Source organism: Rhodohalobacter sp. 614A (assembly GCF_021462415.1).
Lineage (GTDB): Bacteria > Bacteroidota > Rhodothermia > Balneolales > Balneolaceae > Rhodohalobacter.
Genome location: NZ_JAKEDS010000002.1, coordinates 597,396 through 610,489, shown reverse-complemented (window position 1 = coordinate 610,489; position 13,094 = coordinate 597,396). Strand labels below are relative to the sequence as shown.

General features: G+C 39.8%; 7 protein-coding genes. 1 reads left to right on the top strand and 6 read right to left on the bottom strand.

All coding sequences use genetic code 11. The features are described from left to right. Positions 1-14: 14 nt before the first annotated feature. From L0B18_RS11365 to L0B18_RS11355, 3 genes are all read right to left on the bottom strand, one after another. Positions 15-3,341, bottom strand: a complete 3,327-nt coding sequence (locus tag L0B18_RS11365) for a SusC/RagA family TonB-linked outer membrane protein (protein ID WP_234571897.1) — start codon at positions 3,339-3,341, stop codon at positions 15-17. A 764-nt stretch (positions 3,342-4,105) separates the two neighbouring features. Then, complete coding sequence (locus tag L0B18_RS11360) at positions 4,106-7,441, bottom strand: FG-GAP-like repeat-containing protein (protein WP_234571896.1); 3,336 nt, start codon at positions 7,439-7,441, stop codon at positions 4,106-4,108. Between the two features lie 52 nt (positions 7,442-7,493). Beyond that, on the bottom strand, positions 7,494-7,997 hold the full coding sequence (locus tag L0B18_RS11355; RefSeq protein WP_234571895.1) for a metallophosphoesterase family protein: 504 nt from the start codon (positions 7,995-7,997) through the stop codon (positions 7,494-7,496). An 89-nt stretch (positions 7,998-8,086) separates the two neighbouring features. On the opposite strand from L0B18_RS11355, the gene L0B18_RS11350 reads away from it, so the two are divergent. Then, complete coding sequence (locus L0B18_RS11350; RefSeq protein WP_234571894.1) at positions 8,087-9,118, top strand: glycosyltransferase family 2 protein; 1,032 nt, start codon at positions 8,087-8,089, stop codon at positions 9,116-9,118. A gap of 232 nt (positions 9,119-9,350) precedes the next feature. On the opposite strand, the gene L0B18_RS11345 is transcribed toward L0B18_RS11350, so the two are convergent. The 3 genes from L0B18_RS11345 to L0B18_RS11335 form a co-directional block, all read right to left on the bottom strand. Then, positions 9,351-10,538 carry an alpha/beta hydrolase gene (locus L0B18_RS11345; protein WP_234571893.1) on the bottom strand — a complete coding sequence of 396 codons (1,188 nt, stop codon included), beginning with the start codon at positions 10,536-10,538 and terminating at the stop codon, positions 9,351-9,353. A 62-nt stretch (positions 10,539-10,600) separates the two neighbouring features. Then, positions 10,601-11,470 (bottom strand): alpha/beta hydrolase, encoded by an 870-nt coding sequence (locus L0B18_RS11340; protein WP_234571892.1) that lies wholly within the window; start codon positions 11,468-11,470, stop codon positions 10,601-10,603. A 23-nt stretch (positions 11,471-11,493) separates the two neighbouring features. Next, positions 11,494-13,062: a carboxylesterase/lipase family protein gene (locus tag L0B18_RS11335; RefSeq protein ID WP_234571891.1), complete on the bottom strand. Its 1,569-nt coding sequence runs from the start codon at positions 13,060-13,062 to the stop codon at positions 11,494-11,496. Positions 13,063-13,094 lie beyond the last annotated feature (32 nt).

Here is a 13,094-nt window from a genome sequence, read left to right as displayed (position 1 = left end):
AAAATTATTCTCGATCAAATTGAGATATTGATTCCGAAAAGGAACTGTTTGGGAGTTGGATACTGCCCTTCATCAATTCCAAAATTGGTGGAACCACCTCCACCATCCCCACTGAAAAATCCAATTTCGGGATCGGGGCCATTATAACCTGTAAAGGTTATCAAATTATTCCCCTGAACATATAATCTCACATTTCGGATGCCTGCTCTCTGTAACAAATCAGCAGGTAGTGTATACCCCAGTTGCAGGCTTCGTAATCTCAAATAGGAACCATCTTCGACAAAGTAAGAATTGGGTTCTTCACCTGAACTGAATGACCCACTCGCTTCTTGAATTGGAAGTTGAGCGTTTCGATTTTCTGGTGTCCAGGAATCATTTACAGCGCGATTACTCTTAGCTCCATTAAAATTGCCATAAAAGTCTGTAAACCATTTTACTCCATTCCAGATATCATTCCCCTGAGAACCATACCAGAACATGTTCAGATCAAAGGCTTTATAGTTTAATCCCAGATTCAAACCATATGTAAAATCTGGATTAGGATTTCCAAGGAACGTACGATCATCCGGTGTAATCTGACCATCACCGTTCACATCTTTATAGCGGAATCTTCCAACAGCCATATCTGATTGATAGACAGCCTCTGAATTTCCTGTTTGTTGAACTACAGCAGAATTTGTCTGATCAATTTCGCCCTGATCTTGCCAAAATCCCTCGATGTCATATCCATAGAATGAGGAAATCGACTCACCAACCTGATTCCTGATAAATGGCACACCAAATCTTCGGGTTTCTTGATCAAAGAAGTCTGCGTCATTAGATATTTTGACAATTTCATTATTGTATGAAGTGAAAGTCAACGTTGCATTATATTGCAGACCACCAATTGACCCGCCATTTGTTGACAAACTCATATCTAATCCACGATTTGTCATATTCCCAACATTTACATAGGGCTGAGAAGCTACTCCAAAAGTTCCAATTAGTTCTGGGTTATAGAGAAGATCCGTAACATCTTTCCAGTAATATTCAATGCTCGTTTGAAGTTGATCATTAAAAAGACTGGCTTCAATACCTATATTTGCTGTTACATTACGCTCCCATTCAGCATCTGGGTTACCAATCCTATCAAGCCGAAACCCTTCTGAAGGACTTGAATTGCTACCGTCTATAGCATAAAAAGAGTTTCCTTGATCACTAGTGAAAAGCGTAAATGCATTGGCAGGATCAACATTAATCTGATTACCCATTACTCCATAACCAGCAATCAATTTAAGATCCGTAAGCCAATCTATATCCTGCATAAAGTTTTCCTGACTTATTCTCCAACCTACACTTACTGCAGGAAACCAACCCCACTGATTATTCGCAAATCTTGAAGAACCATCGCGACGAATGGTGGCTCCAACAATATATCTGTCATTGAAAATGTAATCCAGGCGAGTAAAAAATGACAGTAAGGAACTTTGCCATTCCCACCCACTTACAACAGGAGTTCCCGAACCGGTGGAGAGGCTAACATAATTGGGATCAAGAGAGAAAAATCCTTGTACATTTGCCCTTCTTGCATTCCCTCCTTCTTGTTGTGCCTCAGCGCCTACAAGTAATTCGATTTCATGCCTATCAAGGGTTTGAGTATATCGAAGTGTATTTGTCCATGTCCAATTATAACCCGAGTCAGAATTTGCATCCATTCCATTTGTTGTCGTGGGCTCTTGTTCTTCATAGGAGGGATAGTTGATGCTTTTGGACTCCCAACCCCATAATTCTCCTCCAAAACTGGTTCGTACCATAACATTTTCGAGAAAATCCCATTCAGCAAAAACATTTCCGAACAAATTTCTAGTTTGTGATTCGTTATTCCGAGTTCTATACATCATAGCTACAGGATTTGCTGCATTTCCAAGACTTGCCCCTGCTTGCCCACCGAAGTTTCCTGCAATATCATAAACAGGAACGATAGGCTGTATTCTGTATGAAAAACCAATAGAACTGCCTTCCGTTAGAGCAGCAACCGTGGGAGATTCCGAAACTGAATACGAAAGATTCTCTCCAATTCTAAAATTTTCTCCTAAATTAAAAGACGTATTTGCACGTAAAGTTACCCGATCGCGGAAGTTATACTTTAACGTTCCTTCCTGATCCAAATAATTAACTGAAAACAAAAAGTTCCCAATTTCGCTACCGCCATTTACAGAAATATTATGCTGCATTGTCGCTGCAGGTCTAAAAATTTCATTAAACCAGTCGGTCCCTTCTTTATTTGCTCGTGTTAACTGATTAAATGTTCCCAACATTGCTGGATCTGTATACTCGGGTATCAAATAATAACTATCAAGATTGACATCTGCTTCACTTGCGCCAGCTGGTGATATAAAATCCGGAAGTGTGGGATTCGAACCGTTCCCGTATAAGACATGACTTGGCGTTTGACCTGAATTTTGTTGGGCTGTCCAAACCAAATTTGCATGATCTTGTGGTGAAGCAATATCCCATGGGTTGTCCCTTCCTTGCCAATCTACTCCGTAGGTGCCACTATAATTTACCTGTACACTTCCTCCACCTTTTTTGGTGGTAATAACAATTACACCATTGGCAGCTCGTGCTCCATAAATCGATGCAGAAGAAGCATCCTTAAGAACCTGAATGGACTCAATATCATTTGAATTCAAATTATTCATATTCCCAGGCACGCCGTCTATAACTACAAGAGGTGCATTGTTGCCAAACGTATTAATTCCGCGAATCCGGATGTCTGGTGTCTCTCCCGGCTGGCCAGATGATACAACCGAAACTCCTGAAGCCATACCCTGCAGTTGTTTCGAAACCATATCACCGGTTACAGCTCTGGTCTCAAATTGATCCATATCAACTACTGAAATAGAGCCTGTCATATCCCTTCGTTCCTGTACACTATAACCAATAACTAATAGCTCATCGCCACTGATTATGTCTTGTTCCATTTCTACATCAATTGTTGATCTACCACTTATTGGTATTGTGATCGGCTTATATCCAATAAATGTAAATCGCAAAGATCCGTCTTCAGGTGCAGAGATAGAATATTCTCCGTCAACATTAGTTATTGTTCCATCATCAGTACCAACAATGAGAATATTCACACCTGGAAGGGCTTCCCCGGAGTTAGCATCAATTACTTGACCGCTGATTTCCAAATTCTGAGCATAACTTTGGGTTATGGCCACGGAAAAACAGATAGTTAATGCAGTAAAAAGCACTGAACTTACTCTCCAAAAAGGTTTTTTCTGGAAAGACAAATACACAAATCTGTCTATATATTTATGTATAGACAGATGTACCCATAGTTTTGTATCGTTCATATCAATAGTTGTGGTTATGGTTGAGGTTATTGGATTATAAAATTCCGCTAACAAAACAAGCGGACGAGTATGTAAATAGAGAGGAATTGCTTTAACGGAAAAATATTGAAGCATTAAAAGCCATCATGCTCTTTTTTTAACGTACATGCTTGTCTCACTATTTACATTTTTTACATGTGGTTCGAGTCAATTATAAAGAAGCGCTTCCAATTTTAAAAGAAATAAAAAAAGTTTTTTAATCAGTTAAAAAAGCGGTTTTAAAAGACATTATTCACTTTTAAAAATTGTAAAACACAGAGGAAATGGATTGAAAAACAATAAAATAAAGAAGTTATATTCTTCATAATATACTTTTAAAGTATAGCGTGTTATAAAGCCTTGTAACATATTGCTATACATTGGATAATAAGCATTTACAAACGTATTCATATTGAAAAGGCTTCATTTCGACATCTAATCAAGTATCTCCCATTAAATCTTACCGCTACGCAAAACCACCGAATAGACCGCTATTCCCTACAGTCAGTTACAGTAATCTTTAAGAAATGGCGCCGCATATTGCTCGCTGATCTGAGCAATCAGCCTAGCTCAATTTTGAGGAGTATCATTTATGTGCACTTCAAATAAATTGAATTCAGCTTTAATCATCGAAACTAAAACCCATTATAAGATGATTTTGAATAAACTCAGAGTGGAACTGCTTTGAACGTTAAACTTCATAAAATAAATGGAATTGACGAGTTCCTGAAGAATAAAGATCATTTCTAAAACTCAAAGATCTCCAGTTTTCCATTTTGACGGGAAATAATGATCTTTCTACTAGTATCGATTTTCATAGTAATAAGTGATCGAAGATCATCCGTTTGCAGACTTAAACCACTTTTTTTTAGCGGAACAGTAGAAAAAGATCCGTTACCATCCCCCTCATAGAGTAATAGTTTCAACTGACTATTTGATCCGAGCTGCAAATCGACCCCAGTTTGGTTACCAATAAGAAGAATATCTATGTTTCCATTCTTGGTAAAGTCTTTTGCAAGGGAATCATAAACCGGACCAAATTGTGCCTCTTTTGGCAGAGGAAAATAATGAAACTGACCGGTCTTATTTTGCAGCCAAACTACACTTTTAGAATCAGTGATTATTTTTTGTGTAGAGTTACTATCTCTTAAAAGCTCTTCTATCGTTGTTTCTCCAAATTCTCTGTACGTAGCATACCGATTTGCCAAGCCAGGAATTAGCCGTCTAACATCCTCAAAATAATGCGCAGGATATTCATGTTTTTGTCCGGACGTATCTTTTAAAAAAACCGTTGGTAACGCTTCAAAAAAATTATCCGCAAATAAATCTCCATAATAAATAGAAACTGGTTCATTGGAAGTGCCGGAATAAAGTGAATTGAGCCCATGATTTCCTGCAAAAAGATCCATCAAACCATCACCATTAAGGTCGGCCTTTTGCAAATGTTTCCACATTCCTGGTTGAGATGCTGGTGCCACTTTATCCGTCACATCTACAAAGCCTTCCTGCTGATTTTCAAAAAAACTCACTCTCATCCATTCTCCCGCCACCACTAAATCAAGTACTTCATCGTGATTAAAATCCAGCCAAACGGCATCCAAAACCGTTCCCGTTTGAGACAATGCGGATGTCATTCGTGTCGTGTCTTCTTCAAATCGAAGAGTGCTGGTGTCAGATCGATTGATAAAAAGTTTATTTGGAGTATTCATTGGATATTGATCTGGCAAGTACCCTCCACCAATAAATAAATCTGGGAGTCCATCGTTGTTATAATCAGCCTCTTCTACTACTGAGGTTACCTGGATATTGGGATAAGGAAATGCATGCTGAATAAGTGTAAAGGTGCCATCTCCATTATTTTTAAAAACAAAGTCTTCGGCTTCTGCAGGTGATGAATAATCTGATGTAGAAACTGTTCCAAAATAAAGGTCCGGATAATCATCACCATCAAAATCTGCCAGCAAAACGGATGTGTGTTCTCCTAAAGAAAGTTGTTCCGGGTGATCGACTAATTCACGTAGGAAAGCAGAAATAAATGTACCGTCTTCTTGTTGAAAATAGATCTCCGCTTCGTTGTTTCTTGTAGCTCCAATAAAGAGATCTTCAAGTCCATTTCCATCAATATCTCCGGAAGCCAGCACCGGGCCAAAATCAGAAATTTTATATGGCAATAAGGGTTGGCTATAAAAATCGTTGGTATATTCAGCCTTGTGTTGATAGGAAATTCCTGTAATATCATCCACCTTCTTGAAAAAAGGTTCACTGATAGTTCTAATGGTATTTTTTTCTTGTTCAGCTTCATCAAAGCTGATCGTTAAAATCTGATTTGAACCTATATTTTTGTATCGGTTTTGATATGATTCTTCTCCAATAGGCCACGTTACAATCAAAGAATCTACAGTTGCAATCTGACCAAGACCGATATGCAGCAACGGATCTACACTGGATAAATAGCCTCTGTAAGGAGTGTTCTCTATTCGTTGATGCCCCAGTTTTTGGCTATACACATCAATTACGGCTCCAACTCCCATTGAGTTGTTCTCGGGTCCTTCAAAAGAAAGTTTTAACCAATTTTCTGCATTCTCTTTTTCTTTCTGGTAAAGATTATTTCTGTAAATGGATACCGGCTGATTGATGTTCTGAACAATGAGATCTATAGCTCCATTTTTATCAAGATCGGCATAGACAACTCCTGTGGAATACGTTTTTGTATTGAATCCCCATGGATTTGTAACATCAGAAAACGTAAGATCCCGATTATTTACAAACGCCTTGTTGGATATTTTGGCTCCCGACATCATTCGGAGAGCATTTTCAACTGAAATTACAGAACGAACACGGCCATATTCTCTCCAAAAATCTTTATCTGTAATATCTTTAGGAATGCCATTAGTCACGAAAAGATCTGAATAGGCATCATTATTCATATCAAAAAAAAGAGAGCCCCAACTCCAGTCTGTAGCCTCTACTCCCGCCAACCATGCAATTTCACTAAAAGTTGGAATGCCATGCTCTTCAATGCTTCCAACATTATATTGTAATGTATTTCTGGTAAATTGATCTCCATTTCCTTCAAATCCGTTTGTTATATAATTCTGGTAATTATTTGGATTTGCCATCATTTTCCTCCTCACATTTACATCCGGATACATATCCAGTGTAAACAGATCTATACGCCCATTCCAGTCAATATCAGCGGCATCTGTTCCCATTGAGGAAAAACTGGTATGCGAAAACATCTCATAAATTCTATCCGTAAATGTACCATCTCCATTGTTTATCCAAAAAAAATCAGGGTCCATATAATCATTTGCTACATAAATATCTACAAATCCATCTTGGTTGATATCTGTAGCCAATCCACCAAGAGCGAATCCTGCTTTGGTAATTCCGGCTTCTTCGCTGATGTCCGTATAAATAATTTGTCCGGTTGAATCGGCTCCTTCATTTCGATATAAGCGATCAATATTTACCCGGTTACTGAGAGCTGACATTCCCTGATCCGTATCTGCAACAAGCAGATATAAATCGAGATCCCCATCTCTATCTATATCTGTAAATATTGCGTGGGTTGTGTAGGAAGAATCATCAATTCCATATTCCCCGGCCATCTCCATAAATTGTATTTTTCCAGAGTTATCCGGTCCCTGATTGATATAAAGTTCATTTTTCCGAAGAGCCGCGTCTTTTGAACCGGTTACTGATAAGTATACATCTGGCCAGCCATCCATATTAATGTCTACCACAGAAACCCCGCTATACCACTTTTCTTCTTTTCCCTCTACTTTCACACTTTCAGTGATATCTTCAAAAACAAAATCTCCCTTATTGAGGTACATCCGGTTTTTTACCTGATTACCGGCAAAATAAAGATCCGGATATCCATCTTTATCAAAGTCTGCGACTCCTATACCCGCACCGTTATAAAAATATTCGTTATTTAAAATATTGTTGGAGCGTGTTTCTGTGACATTATTTTGAAAAGTTACCTGACTGATATCACTGGAAATAGATTCAAAATGATATACTTCTCTATTACAACCGGCAAGAATAACTATTACAATAAGTAAAAGTTTTGCCATGCTAAAAGAATATAGATTTAGTAAACCCATTAAAGTGTGATTAAAGCTTTAATCAATCACCCACTCTTCCAAGGTTGATAACCTCCACATCCTGAATCTTGCCTTGGTTAATGGAGAAACGGACAATCGTTCTATAAACCTGGAAGCCATGTTTACCAGCAGCGCCGGGGTTCATATAGAGCATTTTGTTTAAGGATTGATCTCTCGCAATTTTCAGAATATGTGAATGACCACAAATAAATAAATCCGGAGTGTTTTTTTCTATCTCTTCTCGAATAGGAATACAATAACGGCCGGGAATCCCACCTATATGAGTCATCCAAACATCAATTCCCTCACAATTAAACCGTTGATGTAGTGGATAAACATCCCTGATGTCTCTTCCATCAATATTGCCATAAACACCAATTACAGGGGCAACTTCCCGAAGAGCCTCTGCAATGTGAATGCTTCCAAAATCTCCTGCATGCCAAATTTCATCCCGATCAGAAAAAAAATCGCTAATTTGCGGATCGAGATAATTATGAGTATCTGCTATAAGTCCTATCTTCTTCATGCCGCTGTAAATGGTGTATATTGGGATGATAGGAATCCTACAGAAGCTTGCAAAACTTTTTGGCCAATTTTTTAGACTATTTTTACACAGTGCAACATTCGTTCAGTATTATTATCGTCACTTGGAATGCATTACATCACCTGCAAAAATTCCTGCCTTCAGTTGTTGAGTCAAAGTATAATAATTTTGAGATCATTATTGCTAATAATGCTTCGGAAGATTCCACGGTTGATTGGATCAAAAATCATTATCCAAATTGTAGAATTGTAACGTTCGAGGATAACTATGGGTATGCTGGAGGAAATAACCGGGCTGTAGAACATGCCAAAGGTGATATTCTTGTTTTTCTGAACAACGATGCAAAACCTGACACCGATTGGCTTATCTATCTCAACGAAGCCTTCAGCAAGGAATCTGTGGGAGTAGTGCAACCGAAAATTCTTTCTTGCGAAAAACCTGATTATTTCGAGTATGCCGGGGCAGGTGGCGGATATATGGACTGGATGGGATATCCCTTTTGCCGGGGACGAATTATGGATCATGTTGAAAAAGACGAGGGACAATATGATGAACCGACTGAAATTTTCTGGGCTTCTGGCGCTGCTTTTGCCATTCGAAAAGAGCTATTTCTTAAAACCGGTGGATTCGATGAAGATTTTGAGTTTCATATGGAGGAAATTGATCTATGCTGGCGTTGCCTCCGGTTGGGGCAAAAAATTGAATACGCGCCAAAAAGTGTTGTGTATCACTTAGGGGGAGGATCTTTGGCTCACGGCTCTCCCCGAAAAGTTTTTTACAACTACAGAAACAGCCTGGCAATGCTTCTGAAAAATCTGGATCGCTTTGTAATTCCGAAACTTTTTTTTCGTTTGGTTTTGGACGGAATATCTGGTCTTCGATCTTTATTGATAGGAAAACCAGCAGAAACCTTGGCCATCATTCAGGCACACTTTTCTTTCTACGGAAAGATTCCGCAAACATTAAGGAAGAGAAATAAATTAAGGCAAATTTCAAGAGAGCCGATACCCGAATACCTTATCCTGAATCGACTTCTCATTATCGAATATTTTTTAAAGGGAAAGAAAACGTTTAATGAGTTAGACTTTAACCCAGACGATTAAATTTTTGGAAAAGTTAACAACAGAGACACAAATATCGCTGAACTTTGAGTGTCCCTGTGGAATAATAAGAATGAACTACTGGCACCTGATCACTTAGGTGACGCTCATTTCCAAAATCCCCGGAATGGCTGATAAACCAATTCCGGAGCTTCAGTGCGCATTTTCTGGAATAAGATCGTCTGTTTGTTTTCATGATAGATTGAGCTGAAATCAATCAACCGATGATGAGAAATCATTGAAATAACATCGGTGCAAACTCTGACAGGTACAATCGCCAGTTGTCCCAGGTGTGTCCGCCACCGCTTTCGCGATAGACATAATCGAAATTATGGTTATCGAGGACTCTCTTCATGTTATTTACACTTTCAAAAACAAAATCATCACTTCCACATGCAATCCAGTAAAGTTCATATCCGCTTTCTTTCAAATCATCAATATTCTGGCTGGTAAGTTCAAGGTGATTCTGCGCATTCATTCCAAATTGAGTTTCTTCGATAATCCCCATACTCATCACGCCAAAATAATTGAACACATCCGGATGTTTGAGAGCCAGTTTTTGTGTTTGCCATCCTCCCATAGAAAGACCAGTGACTGCGCGATTTTCTTTCCCGGTTTTTACCCGATAACGGGATTCTACAAACGGAATTACATCATTTACCAAACTCTCCTCAAAAAGCTCGGTTGCCATTGGATTCACCGAATCCGACTCCCGTACCGGTTCATGTCCCGGAGCCACGTGCCATGCTGAGGTTTGATTTGGATTTCCATTGGTCATAACAACAATCATCGGTTTTGCATCGCCTGAATGAATAACATTATCCAAAATTCGATTTGCGAAGCCCAGTTCTGTCCAGGCATTTTCATCCCCTCCACCTCCGTGAAGCAAGTACAGAACCGGATAGTTCTCATCGCTTTCATAGTAATTGGGGGGCAGGTAGATCTTCATTCGTCGTTGATCCATATTCAACGTTGGAGACGGGTACCAAACTTCCTGAATGGTTCCATTCCTTTGATCGTTGAGCTGAACGTTTTTACTTTCTTCTCCCGGCAGTATTAATGCACTGAATGTATTTCGAACATCTCTGATTACCCAGGGATTATGTGGATCAACAGTTCGAACTCCGTCCACATTGTAAAAGTAGTTGTAATAGTCAGGAGTGAGATCGTTGAAGGTTCTCTCCCAGATTCCATCCTCACCCTTTTCAAGTTGTATTGCGGCTCCCCAACCTTGCATCCAGCTCCCGCTAATTTTAACCGAATCCGCGGTGGGTGCCATCAAGCGGAATGTTACTGAACCATTTTCATGAATATCGGGAGAAACGACTGGATTCTGCTGAAACTGTGAAACAGCCGACCCCGATAGTAACCCAAAAAGGCCAACGAGTAGAAAAGCTTTCTTTAAGATTTGTTTTGATTTCATGATAGCTCCAATTTTAAATGATTAGATAATTACTCTGTTCTTGACATCTTTTTTTCGCGAAATTAATTATTCATAAATCCATGAGAAACATAGGGTAAAGCGATGTAAAGTGCCGAATGCCAATATTCCCAATCGTGTCCGCCGTCACGAACTCTGAACTGAAGTGGAATCCTTTTTTCTTTCATTTCTTCCACAAATGAAATATTTGCATCCAACAGGAAATCATCATCACCGCAATCCACAAACCATCGGATTGATTTCAATTCCTCAACGGTTTCTTCATCAGCATTTGCTACAAAATTCACGGCACTTTCCTCTCGTACTGTTCGATTCAGCTCCCGGAATTTAGGATCTTCCTGATTCAATCCTCCGCCTTCTCCAAGTGTCATCAGTGCACTCATCGCATAAACGGTTGAAAACATTTCAGGATACTTTTGACCGTAAACGGTAGCCCCGCCTCCGCCCATAGAAAGTCCAGCAATGGCTGTATTTTCTTTCCCGGTTTTCACCCGATAATTTTCCTCAATGTATGGTACCAATTCCTCAAAGAAATAGTCCTCATAAGCCCAGCCATCCATATTAAAATAACCGTCCCATTCGGTTCCGGCATCGGGCATTACTATAATCATTTCAACGGCTTCGTCTCCATCAATCAACCGATTTGCAACATCCTGGATATGTCCGCGCTCAACCCAGTTTGTGTGATCGCCAAAAACACCATGCAAAAGGTACAGAACCGGAAAAGATCTGTCCTCATCAACGGTATAACTTTTGGGGAGATAGATGGAATACCCGCGCTCAACTCCCAAAATTTCGCTATTCATTGATTTTACCTCCGCCCTTCCCTGAGGAGGCATGTCAGGCATTTGAGCAATCGCCGTTTGCGATAAAATTGTAAAAAGTGTGACCAGTAAAATTCTTTTAATTTTCATAGCATTATTTAAGGATTAATCATCTATTTCAGGTTTGAATTCTCAGAGTAAAATTTATCCAGTAGTTCCAGCCGGCTTTTCATTGAAACTCCCTGAACATGTACGCTATCACCGAAAAACATGGCAGGGTAATTATCCGGCCGGGCATTTGGCCATTCTGGCATTCCTTCACCATTCGGATCACCGTCTTCTGCAAAACTCACCCAAAAGGATGACATCGTTTCGGCCAGCTCATAATCAATGCTCTCCCAAGGGCGTTTGCTTGTATGGAGGTTGTTATAAGCGTAAGGAACCTCGCCGGTATGAAAAGCACCAAAATCTTGTTGTTCATTTGTATATGGCACATCCCGTGTAAAGTAGTATAGATAGACCGGTGAATCGCCGGTCTGATTTTGAACCTGTGCCCATTTCCAATTCTGCAATCCAAAAGTATTCAGCATATTCAGATCTTTTTGTAATTGCCGGGCGATTGAATCCGTATCTGCGGGGAATAATTCCAGCAATTCATCAGCATAATCGCCATACTGGTCCCGCAAATTCTGTTTAAATTGTTCCGCAGTGGGCGGGGTGCCAAAGGACAATCCTTCATCTTCATTCCATCCTGTAAGAAGTGGAACGTCATTATAATTTCCTTCAATAAATAGAGAATGAATGGGTTTCGGAATTACATATCCATCGATAATTGGCGACCCGGATTGCCCTTGCGCACTCAGTAAAGAATCAGCAGGTAATTCTCGCATTTCAGAAATGTTGCCAACCCTAAGTGACATAAGTGCCTGTTCACCTCTTTCCTCTGCACTGCTCAGGGAGTTGTCGGTTGTTAAACGTGCAGCCGGTAACATGGCCGCTCCGCTTTCTGCAATTGCTCCGTGAAAAAGTCCTTCGGCTAATGGAGAGGCTACAAGATAGTTCACGCTAAATGAGCCCGCTGATTGTCCCGCAATCGTTACCCGATCCGGATCTCCTCCAAAATTCGTAATATTGTTTTGCACCCATTCTAAAGCGGCAATCTGGTCTAGCAAGCCATAATTCCCGGATACATTATTTGATGACTCTTCTGACAATTCCGGATGTGCAAGAAAACCGAAAATACCAACACGATAATTTATCGTTACAAACACCACATCTTTCTCAGCCATTCTTTCACCATTGTAAATAGGAACAGAACCCGATCCGCTTGAAAATCCACCGCCATGAATAAAAACAATAACGGGGCGTTTTGAATCTATTGGACCTTCTTTTGTCCATATATTCAGATTCAGGCAATCTTCGCTCATATTTCCGGCAGGTGCTATGAACTCTTGAGTCCACATCGAAAATGGCCTCGGTTCACCCTGCATGCAAATAGGGCCAAACTCAGTTGCATTAAATGTCGCCACCCATGGTTCAGCTGTTTGTGGTGCTTTCCATCTTAAATCTCCCACCGGAGCTTTCGCAAACGGGATTCCTTTATACGCGTAAATCCCCGTTTCGGTATTAAAAACCCCTTCTATCTTACCGCTGTCAGTAGAAATAACCGTATCAATCTTTTGTGTCGATTGACAGGATTGGAAAAGAAAAAGAACGATGATCAGGTAGCTGAAATATCTCATTTGGGAAACGATTAAAATTCAATACCCCTTTA